The sequence below is a fragment of the endosymbiont of Galathealinum brachiosum genome (assembly GCA_003349885.1).
Taxonomy (GTDB): Bacteria; Pseudomonadota; Gammaproteobacteria; order SZUA-229; family SZUA-229; genus SZUA-229.
This window is the reverse complement of record QFXC01000013.1, coordinates 428,026-444,087: the sequence shown is the minus strand read 5'-3', so window position 1 is coordinate 444,087 and position 16,062 is coordinate 428,026. Positions and strand designations below refer to the sequence as shown.

The following is a 16,062-nucleotide window of genomic DNA, read 5'->3' as shown; positions in this document are numbered from 1 at the left end:
AAACTTCTTAGTGTTTTCCTACAGTGTACTTCAATTTTGCACGTTATGCAGAAGTTGTGCCATTATGTTTTTTTATGAAGGTGTTATAAACAGTATAGCAACATATTTTAAATATTCAGTACAATCTTGTTACTATTGAATACATCACAATATAGCCTGTTACTATTGTCTAAATATGTAGTTTTATACTTGCAAATTCTTCTTTTTTTGTTTTGATCTGAAACAATACTGAGGTGTTTATAGACTAAAATTTTGACCCAGATAAACATCTTTTACCTGTTGGTCTTCTAATACAACTTGCGGGCTGCCCTCTGCTATAACCTCGCCAGAACTTAAAATATAAGCTCGCTCACATATGCCCAGTGTTTCACGAACATTATGGTCGGTAATGAGAACACCTATATTTTTTTCAGTGAGCTGTTTAATGATGCGCTGAATTTCCAGTACAGAAATCGGGTCAACACCGGCGAAAGGTTCATCGAGCAGGATGAACTCGGGTTCAGTTGCCAGGGCACGGGCGATTTCAACACGACGGCGTTCACCACCGGACAGGCTAATGCCCGTATTGTCACGGATGTGATCTATCTGTAACTCATCTAATAGATTTTGTAGAAGTAAATCGCGTTGTTCATTATTAAGTTCGGGGCGTATTTGTAAAATGGATAGAATATTTTCAGCGACGGTTAGCTTGCGAAATACAGAGGCTTCCTGAGGCAAATAACCGATGCCCAGTTTGGCTCGATTATGCATAGGTAGAAGGGTAATGTCATGCTGGTTAAGGGTGATGTGCCCTTCGTTCACGGGAATTAATCCCACCATCATATAAAAGCTGGTGGTTTTGCCCGCTCCGTTTGGGCCTAACAGGCCAACAACTTCACCACTTTGTACATGTATCGAAACATTGTTAACCACTGTGCGTTTATTAAAGCGTTTAACCATGTTTTCGGCGCGAAGAATATTCATATATTTAGATTATTTATTGTTTTTGGTTTCGGGATAAATGGTTATTTTTACTCTGGGTGTTTCTTCTTCGGTAGATGTCTTGTGATTACCTGCTTTTACAATATCTTTAAGAGTATTATAAATAATATGTTCACTACTAAATCGATTTTTATTTTTTACCAGTAGTGCTTTTTCTTTCAGTTCAAGTATGCCTGTTTTTGCTTTATAGTCCATTAAATGGCCTTCAGCACTGATAACTTCATTCAGATCATTTAACTGATAAAAAGTGGCTGGTTTTCCCATGATATGTATTTTATGAAGACTGCCGTCTTTATTCTTTATAATAATTTCATCACCGGTAATTTTCATACTGCCTTTGGAAATTTTCACATGGCCTTTATAAATGCTTATATTGTCCTTTTCTCGCATTTCAAGTTGATCTGCTTCAATATGTAATGGCGCATCTTTGTCTGTTGATTTTGCCAGGGAATTAAAGCTAAAAGACAGTAAAAACAGAAAAATCAATTTCAGGTTTAATTTAGTTAGTTGCTTCATAAATTCCTCTGACCTGTGATTTTAATTTGACCGTACCCTGTTTATTATCCAGTACCAGCCCGATAGTATTTAGCTCGACCTCTGGTGTTTTTAGCTTCGCGGCTAAATTTGTTTCTGCTATATGTGATTGAGTGTCTATTTTAAGATAGTCAGTATAGATAGAAAGTTCACTTTGATTTTTTGATGCCGCACGGTGAATAATGACCTTATCGTGCAGGTGTATAATATTTTCCTTTTCAAGGAAAACGGCTCGGGATGACTGAAGAGTGATATTAGTATTCGTCTGAAGGAAATTTATAAAAGGCTGCTCAAGCTCAGCTCTGTCATCATCGGAGAAATGCAGCATTTTTTTTGCTTTAAGTATGTACTCAGGTTGACCCTGAGCGTTCATATTGGTTACAGAGAAATTTTCCATAAAGTAATCAGGAAACTGAGAGTCCGGTTTTTTTTCTGTAATCGGCTCTTTAGTCAGATCCTGTAAAAACCAGAAACTTCCAATGGCAATAAGAATAAATATCGCTAGCGTAATATAGGTTCGCATAACTCTTTAAAATATCAGACGCTTATATAAGACTGCAACATGTCATGAAGCTTGCCCTGAGCATCCAGAATCATTTCACAAACGTCACGGCCAGCACCACAGCCCCCGTTACTTTCCGTAATCCAGTGGGAATGCTGTTTTACAAATGAGTGACCGTCCTGAACGCAAATGGCCAGACCTACTTTACTCATGACGGGTAAATCAACCACATCATCACCAACGTAAGCAACTTCTTCATGGCTCACGCCCATTTCTTTTATTAACTCTTCGTAGGCTGGAAGTTTCTGACGTTTTCCCTGGTAAATACGGGTAATACCCAGATCTTTTGCACGATGTTCAACTACATTAGATGATCGGCCGGTGATAATGGCAACTTCTACTCCACCGTCCTGTAACATACGCAGACCGTGACCATCTTTTGAGTTAAATGCTTTATATTCCTGCCCGTCATCGCCAATAAAAAGGGCACCGCTTGTCAGTACACCATCAATATCAAAAATAACCAGTTTAATTTTTTTAGCTTTTTCTAAAATATCTTGCATTGTTTATTTTCCTGTTACCCCAGTCGTATTCTATATATTATAACTGTAGGAGCGACCTTCAGGTCGCGACTGGTTTATGATGCTAATTAATATTTTTTTACACGACACCTGCACGCAATAAATCATGCATATTCAGTGCACCAATTAATTTATCGTTTTCATCAACAACTAACATGGCATTTATTTTGTTTTGCTGCATTTCAGTTAATGCTTCAGCTGCCAGAAGGTGCTCCCGCGTAGTTTTGCAGTTTGCGGTCATCACATCTTTTATAATGGCTTTATGCACATCGAAATTTTTATCCAGTGTGCGACGCAAATCACCATCAGTGTAAATGCCTAATACTTTTTGATTATCATCTACAATTCCGGTCATGCCCAGACCTTTTTCAGTCATGACTAACAGGGCATCACGTAAAGTGTCATTTTCATGTACCTGAGGTATTTGCTCACCGGTGTGCATAATATCTTTTACATGAAGCAGTAAACGTCTACCCAGGCTTCCACCGGGGTGTGACAGGGCAAAATCTTCTTCAGTAAATCCACGGGCATCTAACAGGGCGACGGCTAAAGCATCACCTAGAACCAGTGCAACGGTTGTGCTTGATGTGGGAGCAAGCCCCAGTGGGCAGGCTTCCTTCTCTACCCCCGCATGTAAATTAATATCTGCTTCTGTAGACAGGGTAGATGAGCGGTTACCGGTAATGCTGATCATAGGGACAGATAAACGTTTGAGAATCGGGATAATGGTGAGTATTTCACCGGTTTCACCTGAATTTGAAAGGGCAATGACAACGTCTTTCGGGGTGATCATGCCCAGATCACCGTGACTGGCTTCTCCTGGATGAACAAAAAAAGCCGGAGTGCCGGTGCTTGCCATTGTCGCTGCGATTTTATTACCGATATGCCCAGATTTGCCCATGCCGATGACAACAACTCGTCCTTCGCAGCCCAGCATTAACTTACAGGCACTGACAAAATTATCATCAATTTGAGCTCTGAGTGCATCGACGGCTGATAACTCGGTATCAATGACAGCCAAACCCAGTTTTTTGATTTGTTCAGGATGAATTTGTTTAGATTGTATTTTGTCCAGATCCAATTTTACAGGCTCCCTCAAGATTTTTATGCTGTGGCACTAAAGTATAAAACGACTTCATAGGTAATAAATATAGCAAGTAAAATAGAGCCTTCTACCCGGGTGATTTCCCCCGCACTACTTCGTCGCCCAAATGCCATAATAAACATAATTACGGTCAGGGTCACCATTAAGGGCAGGTCGCGAGTTAAAACACCATCTGCAAGCTCTGATGGGTTTATGATTGCTGCCAGGCCGAGTACACCCAATGTATTGAACATATTTGATCCAATTACATTGCCCAGAGCAATATCGTGTTCACCTTTACGGGCGCTCATAATTGAAGCTGCCAGTTCAGGCAAGCTAGTGCCAATAGCTACAATAGTCAGGCCTATAATTAAGTCACTCACGCCAAATGCGGTTGCGACGTTAATCGCTCCCCATACCAGCATCTTGGAGCTGATAAGCAGTAGCACAATACCGCTTAATAGTAACCAGATCGCCTTGCCCATGGGCATATCATCAGGAATTTCCTGATCAAATTCTGAGCTTAAAGGATCTACATCACACTCATTTCCAGCAACACATTTTCTCTGTTCTAATGCCTGATAAACAACCCAGGTCATGAGTACAAACAGTAACAGCATCATTAAAATACCGTCTATTGTGCTTAATGCATTATCAGTAGCCATTAAAACAACCGCTAATAAGGTGGCAGCAATTAGTAGAGGGTATTCTCGTTTAAGTATGCTTGAGTGCACGGTTAACGGTACGATAACTGCGGTAGCGCCCAGAACCAGTGCTATATTAGTGATATTGGAGCCGATTGCATTACCTATCGCTAGTCCCGGGTTGCCACCATAGGCTGCAATACTGGCCACCAGCATTTCAGGAGCCGATGTGCCGAAGCCGACGATGGTCAGGCCTATAATCAGAGGTGAAACTCCCAGATTACGTGCAGTGGCCGATGCGCCAGTGACGAAAAGGTCGGCACTCCAGATAAGCAGGGCAAAGCCCGCGAGAATAGCGGTAAAATCAATTAGAATAGACACAGATATATTCAGTTATTTTATAAAAGAGCGCAATGATACACGATAAAACAATAAGAGTGGGGGCATGTGACTGGGATCATGCTCATTGGCAGGGAAGTTTTTATCCGGATGACTTACCTGTCGACTGGCGTTTAACGTATTACGCAAATGAGTATTCTGCTGTTCTGGTGCCAGAGAGTAAGTGGCGCAGTAAAGAGGCTGATTTTGAGCAATGGGCCGATGATGTGCCTGAGGGTTTCAGATTCTACTTTTTAACATCCCGGGCGGATGAGGAGGATGGCAGTGTTGTCTCATTGGTTAATATATATCTGGGAGACATGTTTGCCGGTTTTGTTCAGCCTGAAGGAAACGACCAGGTTGATTTAATTCATTTTGAAAGTAAAAGTTTACGAGAGTGGAAGGGCTGGTTACAGGAAGCAGATAGTAAAGTCGTGTTTTTAACTGATGAAAATCCAGGTATTAAACAGCTATCAGAATTTCAGTCACTGGTTCAATTGATGGGTTTGTAACATATCAATTGTAGAATAATTGAATCACTAAGCGTGAACCTGGTCATAGAATTATCGTCTGACTTCTTTGATAGTGATTCAGACTTGTATATAGTACGGGCATTATTCCAGATCATACTGTTTAAGGAACCTAAGTTATCTCCGTCGACTCATCAGATATTATAGTTAAAATTCGTGGTTTAAGTTTTTCACGCGGCAGTAAAAAAATCTTCGATAATATTGATATGGATATTGTGCGAGGTAAAGTCACGGCGATAATGGGCCCAAGTGGCACGGGTAAAACAACTCTGTTGAAGTTAATAGGGGGGCAGCTTAAACCCGATTCGGGCACTGTTTTTGTAGATGGTGAAAACGTACACGAGTTAAGTCAGTCGGCATTGTATGAATTACGCCGACGTACCATGGGTATGTTATTCCAAAGTGGTGCCCTGTTAACCGATCTGTCTGTATACGACAATGTCGCTTTTCCTCTGCGTGAGCATACGTCATTACCTGAAGCAGCTATCCATCATTTAATATTACTTAAGCTTGAAGCAGTAGGTTTACGCGGAGCACGGCACCTGATGCCCGCTGAACTGTCAGGTGGCATGGCTCGCCGTGTTGCTCTGGCGCGTGCGATTGCGCTTGATCCGCAGATGATTCTGTTTGATGAGCCCTTTACTGGCCAGGATCCAATATCTATGGGAGTGTTGGTAAAACTGATCCATGATATGAATCATGCGCTGGGAATGACCTCGGTGGTGGTGTCCCATGACGTTAATGAGACAGCCAGCATTTCTGATTATATTTATGTGATTTCAGATGGAAAAGTTGTGCAAAGCGGCACCCCTGATGAACTTGCACATTCAAGCTCTGCCTGGGTGAAGCAGTTTCTCGATGGGGACGCGGATGGGCCTGTACCTTTTCATTATGCTGCCAATACATTAATGGATGATTTAATGGAAAGCGTAAAGAGTGTTAAATCATGATTGGTGACATGTTACAGAAAGTTGGTTACAAAACACTAAGCCGGTTCAGCCGGGTAGGTAGAGCTACCCTGTTCCTGTGGCAGGTTCTGTTAAGTTTGCCCTATATGATTCAACGGCCTAAATTATTAATTCGCCAGTTATATTATGTGGGTGTGCAAACCCTGTTAATTATTCTGGTGGCAGGTTTGTTTGTTGGTATGGTGCTGGCCTTGCAGGCCTATATTGTACTGGTGGATTTTGGTGCGGAAGACTCGATTAGTTTGATGGTTTCTTTGAGTATTTTGCGCGAACTTGGCCCGGTATTTACAGGTTTGCTATTTGCGGGTCGAGCAGGCTCAGCATTAACCGCCGAAATTGGTTTAATGAAAAGTACCGAGCAACTCTCCGGAATGGAAATGATGGCCGTTAATCCGATGAAATATATTATCGGACCGCGTTTTCTTGCGGGTGTGATAGCGGTGCCTTTATTGACCAGTATATTTATGGCTATCGCTATTTTAGGTGGTTTTTTTGTAGCTACTGAAATGCTGGGAATTTATGAAGGTGTTTTCTGGTCGCAGATGCAGAATAATGTGGATTTTTATACCGATGTAATAAACGGCATGATTAAAAGTCTGGTATTTGGTTTTGTTGTGGTATGGATAGCGGTTTTTGAAGGTTTTGACTGTATGCCTACCTCGGAAGGTCTGGGGCAGGCAACGACCCGTACGGTAGTGCATGGTTCTTTAGCGGTGTTAGGGCTGGATTTTATACTAACAGCGCTGATGTTTAGTGTATAAAAAATACAATCGAGACAGGAATAATTAAATAATGAATACTCGAAATATAGAAATTCTGGTTGGTGGCTTTGTCGTACTGGCTGTCATCGCCATGGTGATGTTATCACTTAAGGTCAGTAATCTGGCGAGTTATGGTGATGATGAAGACGCTTATGAAATAATTGCCCAGTTTGACAATATTGGTGGTTTAAAAGAGCGTTCACCTGTTAGTGCTGGTGGTGTGCGTGTGGGTAAGGTTTCAGCTATTGATTATAACAACGAAGAGTTTACAGCTGTTGTGACTATGCAAATTCAAGGTGGTTATCAGTTCCCGATTGATACATCTGCAAGTATTTTAACCGCCGGTTTGCTGGGAGAGCAGTATGTAGGGCTTGAGCCAGGCGGAGATGAAGAGAATCTCGTACAGGGTGGTGAAATTGATATTACCCAGTCTGCACTGGTGCTTGAGCAGGTTATTGGTCAGTTTCTTTATTCTAAGGCTCAGGAAGAATAGAATAAACCGTATATTGGGAAGTATTATGATGAAAAACCTATCTAAATTATTGTTGGCTATATTTGTTAGCTCGTTTGCTTTTAACAGTTATGCAGGCAATGTTCAGCCGGATGAGTTGATTAAGCAAACGTCCGAAAAAGTGCTTAGTGCGCTGGAGCAAAATAAAGAAAAGTATGATTCCCGGCCGGAAGAAATATTCAAACTGGTAAATGACATTATATTGCCGCATCTGGATTTTCGTGCCATGAGTAAACTGGCGCTGGGTAAAAACTGGCGTAAGGCAAATGATGAGCAGCAGATTCGGTTTACCGAAGCCTTTAAAACAATGTTAATTCGTACCTACAGTAAGTCGTTAACAGAGTATGCGGGGCAGGAAATTGAATTTCTACCTTATCGTCCGCCTGCAGAGGGTAAGCGAACAACCAAGGTGAAAACAGTGATTAACCAGGGTACAGGACCTGATATTCCTATTATCTATAGTTTGCGTATTAAGAATAATATCTGGAAAGTATATGATATTAAAATTGATGGCATTAGTCTGGTAACCAATTACCGCAATAGTTTTGCTTCAGATATTCGAAAAGTAGGCATTGATGGTCTGATTAACAAACTACTGGCTAAATCTTCAGATAAGCAGAATAAAGCCTAGGTTTTGTCCCAATTTAAGGTCTGAAAACCATATGTTTAAACTCGAACAGAATAAAAGTCAGGTTAAACTCTTCGGTCAGCTCAATTTCGATACGGTGTCGCGATTGTTAAATAAACCGGAAATTGACTTCGATTGTGTTGAAAATGACCAGATCGAGGTCGATTTATCTCAAATTAGCCGTTTTAATAGCGCTTCTTTGGCACTTTTGATCGAATGGATGAAAATGGCTGATCAAAAAGGTCTTCAAATCAAGTATCATAGCGCCCCTGAACAACTCATGAAAATTGCGCAAGCTTATGGCTTCCATCATGAGTTGCCGTTAACATCAACCTGAACTCAGGTTTAAAATTAGAAAATTGAATGAATAAGCTGTTAATCAAGGGTGGCGTCACCCTAAACGGAGAGGTTCGTATCTCCGGCGCAAAAAATGCGGTATTGCCAATATTAGCGGCCACCTTGCTGGCTGAGGGTACATCTATTGTGCAAAATGTACCTCATTTACATGATGTAACAACAACCGTTGCACTGCTGGGCAGTATGGGGGTTTCTGTTACTGTGGATGAGACCATGAGTATCGAAGTAGATGTTTCTACAATGACAACTCAGGTTGCGCCCTATGATCTGGTACGCACCATGCGTTCCTCTATACTGGTTCTAGGTCCACTGCTTGCGCGTTATGGTTATGCAGAGGTTTCATTGCCTGGTGGTTGTGCTATTGGTTCTCGCCCTGTCAATATCCATATTAAGGGTATGCAGGAGATGGGGGCTGATATAGAAGTTAAAAATGGTTATATCATTGCACGCGCTGATCGCCTGAAAGGTGCACGTATTGTGATGGATATGGTAACGGTTACCGGCACAGAAAATTTGATGATGGCAGCGGTATTAGCAGAAGGCACGACCATTCTGGAAAATGCTGCACGGGAACCTGAAGTAACCGATCTGGCAAACTTTTTAAATAAAATGGGTGCTAAAATTTCTGGTACTGGTACGGATACATTAACCATTGAAGGTGTTGAATCCTTGCAGGGTACTACTTATAAAGTGGTACCAGATAGAATTGAAACAGGAACATTTCTGGTTGCAGCAGCTATAACCGGCGGTAAGGTGAAGGTAAAAGATACCGACCCTACCTTACTGGATGCGGTACTGGTTAAGTTACGTGATGCCGGCGCCGTTATAGAATGTGGTGAAGACTGGATTGAGCTGGATATGCAGGGTAATCGTCCTAAAGCAGTCAATGTTCGAACTGCTCCCTATCCTGCTTTTCCAACGGATATGCAGGCACAGTTTACGGCGCTTAATGTGGTTGCTGAAGGTACGGGAACTATTGTAGAAACTATTTTCGAAAACCGATTTATGCATGTGCAGGAATTACAGCGCATGGGTGCAAATATTGAAGTTGAAGGTAATACGGCTATTGTTCGTGGTGTTGATGAATTAAATGCAGCACCAATTATGGCAACCGATCTACGTGCATCTGCAAGTTTGATTCTTGCGGGTTTAGTTGCACAGGGTGAAACAGAAGTTTTACGTATTTATCATATAGATCGTGGATACGAACTGATTGAAGAAAAACTATCGTATCTTGGTGCAGAAATTCACCGGGTTGCGGAGTAAAACATAGTCTTAAGTTTATAGTCTTAAGTCATAAGTCCAAAGTTGACTCACCTGCGGGGAGTTGCTTTTGACTTAATAACTTACAGCCTATGACTTACGACTTAGAATTTAAGATTAATGAAAACTAAGTTACGTAATAATCATGAGTAAAAATATAACCATCGCCTTGTCGAAAGGCAGAATATTTAAAGAAACATTACCGTTGCTAGAAGCGGCGGGAATTACACCTAAAGATGACCCGGAAAAAAGCCGTAAGTTAATTCTTGATACTAATCAGGATGATGTGAAACTGGTTATTATCCGTGCCACTGATGTTCCAACATATGTGCAGTATGGGGCAGCAGACATAGGTGTAGCAGGTAAAGATGTTTTAATGGAGCATGGTGGTGATGGTTTATATGAGCTGGTCGATTTGCATATTGCAAAATGTAAATTAATGACAGCGGGCATGGTTGATTATAAACCGCATGGCGGACGTTTAAGAGTAGCAACAAAATTCGTGAATGTTGCACGACAGTATTTTGCTGAACAGGGCCAGCAGGTTGAAGTCATTAAGCTATATGGATCTATGGAGCTGGGTCCAATCGTAGGACTGTCTGATTTAATTGTTGATGTGGTCGATACGGGTAATACACTTAAGGCTAACGGCTTAAAACCGATGGATCACATAGCGGATGTAAGTTCCCGATTAATCGTTAATAAAGCATCATTAAAAGTTAAACATGATCGTATTCAGCAAATGGTTGAGCAGATGAAAAAGGCCGTGAACAAATGAGTGAGTCTGGAATGATTGATATCGCACAATTAAAGTCATCACAGTCTGATTTCTGGCAACAACTGGATAAAACATTAGCATGGGAGTCTGTATCTGATGAGCAGGTTTTTAATACCGTTAATGGCATTTTAAATGACGTTAAAAAACGTGGTGATACTGCAGTTGTTGAATACACTAACAAGTTTGATCGAATGACAGTTGGTGGGATGTCTGAACTGGAAATACCAAAATCCAGATTAGATGAGTCACTTAAAAAAATTCCATCAGCACAGCGTGAAGCGCTTGAAAAAGCCGCAGCCCGTGTGCGTGCCTATGCAGAACATCAGAAAATTGAATCCTGGGATTACACAGAAGATGACGGTACATTTTTAGGTCAGCAGGTAACGCCTATGGATAGAGCCGGTCTCTATGTGCCTGGTGGAAAAGCGGCGTATCCTTCGTCAGTTCTTATGAATGCTATTCCTGCAAAAGTTGCCGGTGTACCCGAATTAATTATGGTCGTACCAACACCTGATGGTGAGGTAAATGATCTGGTTTTTGCTGCAGCTGCTATTGCCGGCGTTGATCGTGTATTTGCGATCGGTGGAGCACAGGCTGTTGCCGCTCTGGCTTACGGTACCGAAACCATTCCGCAGGTTGATAAAATTGTTGGTCCGGGAAATATTTATGTCGCAACAGCTAAGCGTATGGTGTTTGGTGCGGCGGGTATCGACATGATTGCCGGACCATCAGAAATCTGTGTAGTGTGTGATGGAAAAACAGATGCAGACTGGATCGCCATGGATTTGTTTTCTCAGGCAGAACATGATGAAGATGCGCAGTCTATTCTGGTTTGCCCGGATGCAGATTATATCGAACAGGTTAAAACCAGCATTGAAAAATTAATTAAAGAAATGCCTCGTGCTGAAATTATTAAAAAATCTCTCATCGAGCGAGGTGTAATAATTGAAGTGCAGGATATTGATGAAGCAATTAAGGTTGCTAATTATATTGCGCCAGAGCATCTGGAGCTATCCATAGATAATGCTCGAGAGAGAGCAAAAGAAATTCGTCATGCGGGTGCCATATTTATTGGTCGTTATACCGCAGAGGCGTTAGGTGATTATTGTGCCGGCCCAAATCACGTTTTACCGACATCACGGACAGCGCGTTTTTCATCACCATTGGGTGTATATGATTTTCAGAAGCGTTCCAGTTTGATTGATTGTTCTGCAGAAGGTGCATCTGAACTGGCTAAAGTAGCATCTGTATTAGCGCATGGCGAAGGTTTAACTGCGCATGCTCGCTCTGCTGAATATCGTATTAAAGATTAAAGCATTGCCACAGAGATCTCTGTGTCTCTGTGTCTCTGTGGCAAAAGGGTTTTAAAATGGGCGATGTAATAAAATTCAAAAAACCAAAACCTTCAGAAAAGCATAAAGGAAATATGTTGTGTAAAAGAAATTTTCATAAATGGGAAATTGATCAGGAAAAACAGTTTGATGTAAAGCAGGGAAGGTTAGTAACTGTATACAAATGCATGCGCTGCGGAATATTTAAAACCGAAGCCAAATAAAAAGGCCCGAATTATTCGGGCCTTTTTATTTATGCCTAAACAGATGCGCTTGTTTCAGTGTGTAGAAATAATCTTTGTTGTTAATTCACAGTTATCTTTCTTGGTTTAACTGCTTCCTGCTTTGGAATTGATACAGTTAATACACCATTGTTACTTTTTGCATCAATTCCTTCCGGGTTAACGCCTTCAGGCATGGTGAAGCGACGATAAAAAACACCGTGTTTTCTTTCTATTCGTTTAAATCCATCATGTTCAGTTTTTAATTCAGAATTTCTTTCGCCTTTTATGGTGAGTATTCCGTTTTCCATATGTATATCGATATTTTCTGGATCAACACCTGGTATATCTGCAATTAAAAGAAATTGATTATCTTCTTCTTTGATGTCAACGGCAGGAGTCCAGTCACTGGTTACAATATCTCCATTGGCAGCAAGTTTATGACTGTGCGAATGAGTTCGATTTAATTCATGTTGAAGTTGATCAAAAAGATTCCAGGGGTTATGTTGTGTCAGGCTCATTTCTTTCTCCAGTAAATTTTAAAATATGTTGCCGATTTGTTGGCTTAAATAATAGATGGAGATAGAAAAATATTTTTCAAGTTTATTTTTAATTGTATGCAAATATGATCGCAGAGTTTTTAAAAATAAAAATCTCTTCTTCTCTGTATCTCTGCGCCAAAGAGTTTTTGTGCTATTATTTGCAGGTGAATTTAATAGAGAAAAAGAATGGCAAAATCAAAAGATTTAATTCGTAAAGATATTCAAGCGTTAAATGCTTATCATGTGCCAGATCCAGGAGATATGATAAAACTGGACGCGATGGAAAATCCTTATCATATGCCGGAGGCATTGATGGATGAATGGCTGGAGTTGATCAGGCACACAGAAATAAATCGTTACCCTGACCCTTCAGCAAGCAAGCTTTCTGCTGTTCTCAAGTCGTACATGGGGGTGCCTCAGAATAATTCAAGTGACAATGCGATAATCTTAGGTAATGGCTCTGATGAGTTAATTCAAATTATGGCAATGGCCGTCGCACAACCGGGCAGAAAAATCCTTGCTCCTGAACCGGGTTTTGTTATGTATAACATGATTGCGACTTTTACGGGTCTGGATTATGTTGGTGTGCCTTTAAGTGAGGATTTCTCTTTAAATATGCCTGCAATGCTTGAGTCGATTAAAAAGTATCAGCCCGCGTTAATTTTTCTCGCGTATCCTAATAATCCGACGGGAAATTTATTTGCTGATGATGAAATTGTACAGATATTAAAAGCGGCGGAAGGCTTGGTCGTAGTAGATGAGGCCTATCATCCTTTTGCGTGCACTAGTTTTATGCCCAGATTAGGTGAGTTTGATAATTTATTAGTCATGCGCACAGTTTCAAAAATGGGGCTTGCGGGTTTACGTTTAGGTTTGTTGGCGGGACCTGATAAATGGATTTCACAATTTGATAAAATTCGATTGCCATATAATATCAATATTCTTACGCAGGTCTCCGCTGAATTTGCACTGAAACATGCTGATGTGTTTGAGCAGCAAGCGGCAACAATTCGTGAACAACGTGAATGGTTATTTGATGAGTTGAGTGAATTTTCTCAGTTTAAGGTCTTTCCGAGTAGTGCGAATTTTATTTTATTGAGGGTGTTGGAAGGTGATGCTTCAGAAATTTTCGAGGAATTGAAAAAGCGAAATATTTTAATTAAAAATTCACATTCTGCTGGTGGTGTCTTAACTCAGTGTTTACGAGTTACCGTTGGAAAGCCAGAGGAAAATATGGAATTGATTAAAGCGCTTAAAGATATTATTTAAGCGTTTTTAAAAACAGCATGCTTTAATTAAAGTATGCTGTTTTGATTTTGTTTTATGTTTTTATAAATAGCGATAATTTATTCTTTAGGTCTTTGTTCCAGTGTCGCCTGGGTGCTAAAGCTTTGTCGTTCACGAATTCCGTTAATCTGAATTCTGTCTCCTGGATGTCCGTCAGCAATGGCGTTTAATACGTCACGAGTGTCTCGAATTACATGAGTATTAATATGTGTGATTATATCACCAACCCTTAAACCGCTCATTTCCGCAGGGCCACGATCAAATACATCGGTAATTAAAACCCCTTGAATATCAGGTAAGCCAATGCGCTCTAACATTTGCTGGCTCAGATCAACGCCTTCAACTCCTAGCCAGCCACGAATTACTTCACCATTATTAATGATTTGTTTTACAACGTCTGTAACGAGATTGATAGGGATTGCAAAGCTGATACCCAGATAGTTTCCTGTCTGACTGTATATGGCCGAATTGATTCCAAGTATTTCACCTCGGGTATTTATGAGTGCACCACCGGAATTTCCTTTATTAATAGCGGCATCGGTTTGTATGAAATTTTCATAGGTATTTAATCCGACCCGATCACGACCTGTTGCACTGATAATTCCCTGGGTGACAGTTTGTCCAATGCCAAATGGGTTTCCAATGGCAAGAACAATGTCGCCTACGCGTGTTTTGTTGCTGTCAGCAATGGCAACAGCAGGTAGTTGTTTTAGTTGTGTAGAGATCACAGCAAGATCAGTGTCCGGATCTAGTCCAATTATTTGGGCTTCCAGTCGGCGGCCATTATGGAGTACGACTTCTATTCTCTGGGCACCTCCTACAACATGATTATTAGTTACAATATACCCTGCGGAATTAATGATTACGCCTGAGCCTTTATTGGGTCTTACTTTAAATTTTGGCTGATCATTATTGTTTGAATTTTGATTGTCTGGTAATAAGCTTTTTTCTTCTTTTACAAGGTGGTATGCATTGATGCTAACGACAGATATGGCTGCTTTATTTACCGCATCGGCATAACTGTCATGGCTTCTGATTATTTTTTTCTGTATAGGTCGAAGTACATTGAAATCTAATGTAGAAAAAGCAATAACGACACCGGCAATTAACAGGCCGATAAGAGCCCAGCCAAAAAGAAAACGTGTAGAATGTGAATTGTTCATATTTAATGCTTTTTCCAGTTTATCTTTATAAAGATTTAATCTCAATGGAGTGCGAATGGCGCAACTTAATTCAATTGTAGAGTATTGTAATGACCTGTTACAGGTTAATGAGTTCAGTGATTATTGCCCAAATGGTCTGCAGGTTGAAGGGTTTAGTGAAGTTAATCGAATTATTTGTGGTGTGACTGCGTGTCAGGATCTGATAGAAGCGGCTATTGAAAAGCAGGCAAATGTGTTGCTCGTACATCACGGTTATTTCTGGAAAAATGAAGATGCTGTTATTACAGGGATAAAACGTAAACGTATTCAGCGTTTGCTTGAGCATGGAATTAGTTTGCTGGCATACCATTTGCCACTAGATGCGCACCAGGAATTTGGAAACAATGCGACACTGGCTCAACAGCTGGATATAAATATTGGTGGCTGTGTTATGCAGGGGCCATCTAAAGGTTTGTTGTGGAATGGTGAGTTAGAATCAGCAGTCAGTGCAACTGAGTTTGCGCTGTTTATTGAAAAGCAGTTAAAACGAAAGCCGTTGCATCTTTCTGATGCATCAAATAAAACAATTAAAACGCTTGGCTGGTGTACCGGTGGTGCGCAGCATTATATTGAAGATGCCGCTGCAATGGGGCTGGATGCCTTTATCAGTGGCGAAGTATCAGAGCAGACGTTTCATCTGGCAAAAGAGCTGGATATTCATTATTTCGCAGCAGGGCATCATGCTACCGAGTCATACGGTGTTCAGGCGCTGGCAGAGCACCTTTCTGAAAAATTTAAAGTTTCAACTGAGTTCGTAGATATTCTCAATCCAGTGTAAAAATTTCACTTGTTTGCAATTTGTGTTCTGTTATCTGCTAATGCTAAAGGCTGCAGACGGGTGTTTTTGTGGTGTTGATTTTCGTTGATGAGCGCTTTCGTCCTGTCAAAATTTATCCGTTGTATATAAAAGTGCATTTTCTTGCGCTAACTTATTGATATTTATAAGAAAAGATATTTAGTCCTTGGATAAAAACTCGAA

20 protein-coding genes are annotated in these 16,062 nt (G+C 40.8%); 12 read left to right on the top strand and 8 right to left on the bottom strand.

What is annotated here, in order from left to right:
• Positions 1-237 precede the first annotated feature (237 nt).
• The 6 genes from lptB to DIZ80_14845 all read right to left on the bottom strand — a co-directional run bounded on the left by lptB (position 238) and on the right by DIZ80_14845 (position 4,701).
• Positions 238-963: an LPS export ABC transporter ATP-binding protein gene (gene lptB, locus DIZ80_14870; GenBank protein ID RDH81369.1), complete on the bottom strand. Its 726-nt coding sequence runs from the start codon at positions 961-963 to the stop codon at positions 238-240.
• A 9-nt stretch (positions 964-972) separates the two neighbouring features.
• The gene (lptA, locus tag DIZ80_14865; protein ID RDH81368.1) at positions 973-1,497 is read right to left on the bottom strand and encodes a lipopolysaccharide transport periplasmic protein LptA; all 525 of its coding nucleotides are present in this window, start codon (positions 1,495-1,497) and stop codon (positions 973-975) included.
• Entirely contained in the window at positions 1,481-2,038 is a 558-nt protein-coding gene (gene lptC, locus DIZ80_14860; GenBank protein RDH81367.1) for an LPS export ABC transporter periplasmic protein LptC, read from the bottom strand. The genes lptA and lptC overlap by 17 nt, the downstream gene beginning before the upstream one ends.
• Before the next feature lie 14 nt (positions 2,039-2,052).
• Positions 2,053-2,580, bottom strand: coding sequence for a 3-deoxy-manno-octulosonate-8-phosphatase KdsC (kdsC, locus tag DIZ80_14855; protein RDH81366.1), 528 nt, complete (start codon positions 2,578-2,580; stop codon positions 2,053-2,055).
• Positions 2,581-2,677: 97 nt separating this feature from the next.
• Positions 2,678-3,664 carry a D-arabinose 5-phosphate isomerase gene (locus DIZ80_14850; GenBank protein RDH81706.1) on the bottom strand — a complete coding sequence of 329 codons (987 nt, stop codon included), beginning with the start codon at positions 3,662-3,664 and terminating at the stop codon, positions 2,678-2,680.
• Between the two features lie 38 nt (positions 3,665-3,702).
• Positions 3,703-4,701 (bottom strand): calcium/sodium antiporter, encoded by a 999-nt coding sequence (locus DIZ80_14845; protein ID RDH81705.1) that lies wholly within the window; start codon positions 4,699-4,701, stop codon positions 3,703-3,705.
• Between the two features lie 38 nt (positions 4,702-4,739).
• Here DIZ80_14845 and DIZ80_14840 point away from each other — a divergent pair, with 38 nt between their 5' ends.
• The 10 genes from DIZ80_14840 (at position 4,740) to DIZ80_14795 (ending at position 12,055) form a co-directional block, all read left to right on the top strand.
• On the top strand, positions 4,740-5,216 hold the full coding sequence (locus tag DIZ80_14840; protein RDH81365.1) for a hypothetical protein: 477 nt from the start codon (positions 4,740-4,742) through the stop codon (positions 5,214-5,216).
• Positions 5,217-5,440: 224 nt separating this feature from the next.
• Positions 5,441-6,184 carry a phospholipid ABC transporter ATP-binding protein MlaF gene (locus DIZ80_14835; GenBank protein RDH81364.1) on the top strand — a complete coding sequence of 248 codons (744 nt, stop codon included), beginning with the start codon at positions 5,441-5,443 and terminating at the stop codon, positions 6,182-6,184.
• Positions 6,184-6,963 carry a lipid asymmetry maintenance ABC transporter permease subunit MlaE gene (gene mlaE, locus DIZ80_14830; GenBank protein RDH81704.1) on the top strand — a complete coding sequence of 260 codons (780 nt, stop codon included), beginning with the start codon at positions 6,184-6,186 and terminating at the stop codon, positions 6,961-6,963. Before DIZ80_14835 ends, mlaE begins: the two co-directional genes overlap by 1 nt.
• 31 nt (positions 6,964-6,994) lie before the next feature.
• Entirely contained in the window at positions 6,995-7,456 is a 462-nt protein-coding gene (gene mlaD / locus DIZ80_14825; protein RDH81363.1) for an outer membrane lipid asymmetry maintenance protein MlaD, read from the top strand.
• The gene (locus DIZ80_14820; protein RDH81362.1) at positions 7,350-8,105 is read left to right on the top strand and encodes a toluene tolerance protein; all 756 of its coding nucleotides are present in this window, start codon (positions 7,350-7,352) and stop codon (positions 8,103-8,105) included. The genes mlaD and DIZ80_14820 overlap by 107 nt, the downstream gene beginning before the upstream one ends.
• Positions 8,106-8,136: 31 nt before the next feature.
• Positions 8,137-8,439 (top strand): hypothetical protein, encoded by a 303-nt coding sequence (locus DIZ80_14815; GenBank protein ID RDH81361.1) that lies wholly within the window; start codon positions 8,137-8,139, stop codon positions 8,437-8,439.
• A gap of 26 nt (positions 8,440-8,465) precedes the next feature.
• Complete coding sequence (gene murA / locus DIZ80_14810) at positions 8,466-9,725, top strand: UDP-N-acetylglucosamine 1-carboxyvinyltransferase (protein RDH81360.1); 1,260 nt, start codon at positions 8,466-8,468, stop codon at positions 9,723-9,725.
• A gap of 142 nt (positions 9,726-9,867) precedes the next feature.
• Positions 9,868-10,500 (top strand): ATP phosphoribosyltransferase, encoded by a 633-nt coding sequence (locus DIZ80_14805; protein RDH81359.1) that lies wholly within the window; start codon positions 9,868-9,870, stop codon positions 10,498-10,500.
• Positions 10,501-10,511: 11 nt separating this feature from the next.
• Positions 10,512-11,813 (top strand): histidinol dehydrogenase, encoded by a 1,302-nt coding sequence (gene hisD / locus DIZ80_14800; protein ID RDH81703.1) that lies wholly within the window; start codon positions 10,512-10,514, stop codon positions 11,811-11,813.
• Positions 11,814-11,869: 56 nt separating this feature from the next.
• Positions 11,870-12,055, top strand: coding sequence for a hypothetical protein (locus DIZ80_14795; protein RDH81358.1), 186 nt, complete (start codon positions 11,870-11,872; stop codon positions 12,053-12,055).
• Positions 12,056-12,135: 80 nt separating this feature from the next.
• Here the strand turns inward: DIZ80_14795 and DIZ80_14790 are convergent, their stop codons facing one another.
• Entirely contained in the window at positions 12,136-12,573 is a 438-nt protein-coding gene (locus tag DIZ80_14790) for a heat-shock protein Hsp20 (GenBank protein RDH81357.1), read from the bottom strand.
• Positions 12,574-12,780: 207 nt separating this feature from the next.
• Between DIZ80_14790 and DIZ80_14785 the strand changes: the two genes are divergently transcribed.
• The gene (locus DIZ80_14785) at positions 12,781-13,863 is read left to right on the top strand and encodes a histidinol-phosphate transaminase (GenBank protein RDH81356.1); all 1,083 of its coding nucleotides are present in this window, start codon (positions 12,781-12,783) and stop codon (positions 13,861-13,863) included.
• Positions 13,864-13,940: 77 nt separating this feature from the next.
• Here the strand turns inward: DIZ80_14785 and DIZ80_14780 are convergent, their stop codons facing one another.
• Complete coding sequence (locus DIZ80_14780) at positions 13,941-15,044, bottom strand: transcriptional regulator (protein ID RDH81355.1); 1,104 nt, start codon at positions 15,042-15,044, stop codon at positions 13,941-13,943.
• A gap of 55 nt (positions 15,045-15,099) precedes the next feature.
• Between DIZ80_14780 and DIZ80_14775 the strand changes: the two genes are divergently transcribed.
• Positions 15,100-15,861 (top strand): Nif3-like dinuclear metal center hexameric protein, encoded by a 762-nt coding sequence (locus DIZ80_14775; GenBank protein ID RDH81354.1) that lies wholly within the window; start codon positions 15,100-15,102, stop codon positions 15,859-15,861.
• The last annotated feature ends 201 nt before the right edge of the window (positions 15,862-16,062 follow it).

Excerpts from the sequence above, each read along its gene's own strand:
- mlaD (RDH81363.1), top strand. The coding sequence starts at position 6,995 with ATGAATACTCGAAATATAGAAATTCTGGTTGGTGGCTTTGTCGTACTG.
- kdsC (RDH81366.1), bottom strand. The coding sequence starts at position 2,580 with ATGCAAGATATTTTAGAAAAAGCTAAAAAAATTAAACTGGTTATTTTT.
- DIZ80_14840 (RDH81365.1), top strand. The coding sequence starts at position 4,740 with ATGATACACGATAAAACAATAAGAGTGGGGGCATGTGACTGGGATCAT.
- lptB (RDH81369.1), bottom strand. The coding sequence starts at position 963 with ATGAATATTCTTCGCGCCGAAAACATGGTTAAACGCTTTAATAAACGC.
- DIZ80_14815 (RDH81361.1), top strand. The coding sequence starts at position 8,137 with ATGTTTAAACTCGAACAGAATAAAAGTCAGGTTAAACTCTTCGGTCAG.
- DIZ80_14835 (RDH81364.1), top strand. The coding sequence starts at position 5,441 with ATGGATATTGTGCGAGGTAAAGTCACGGCGATAATGGGCCCAAGTGGC.
- DIZ80_14790 (RDH81357.1), bottom strand. The coding sequence starts at position 12,573 with ATGAGCCTGACACAACATAACCCCTGGAATCTTTTTGATCAACTTCAA.
- DIZ80_14775 (RDH81354.1), top strand. The coding sequence starts at position 15,100 with ATGGCGCAACTTAATTCAATTGTAGAGTATTGTAATGACCTGTTACAG.
- hisD (RDH81703.1), top strand. The coding sequence starts at position 10,512 with ATGATTGATATCGCACAATTAAAGTCATCACAGTCTGATTTCTGGCAA.
- DIZ80_14820 (RDH81362.1), top strand. The coding sequence starts at position 7,350 with ATGAAGAGAATCTCGTACAGGGTGGTGAAATTGATATTACCCAGTCTG.
- DIZ80_14795 (RDH81358.1), top strand. The coding sequence starts at position 11,870 with ATGGGCGATGTAATAAAATTCAAAAAACCAAAACCTTCAGAAAAGCAT.
- lptC (RDH81367.1), bottom strand. The coding sequence starts at position 2,038 with ATGCGAACCTATATTACGCTAGCGATATTTATTCTTATTGCCATTGGA.
- DIZ80_14780 (RDH81355.1), bottom strand. The coding sequence starts at position 15,044 with ATGAACAATTCACATTCTACACGTTTTCTTTTTGGCTGGGCTCTTATC.
- DIZ80_14785 (RDH81356.1), top strand. The coding sequence starts at position 12,781 with ATGGCAAAATCAAAAGATTTAATTCGTAAAGATATTCAAGCGTTAAAT.
- lptA (RDH81368.1), bottom strand. The coding sequence starts at position 1,497 with ATGAAGCAACTAACTAAATTAAACCTGAAATTGATTTTTCTGTTTTTA.
- murA (RDH81360.1), top strand. The coding sequence starts at position 8,466 with ATGAATAAGCTGTTAATCAAGGGTGGCGTCACCCTAAACGGAGAGGTT.
- DIZ80_14805 (RDH81359.1), top strand. The coding sequence starts at position 9,868 with ATGAGTAAAAATATAACCATCGCCTTGTCGAAAGGCAGAATATTTAAA.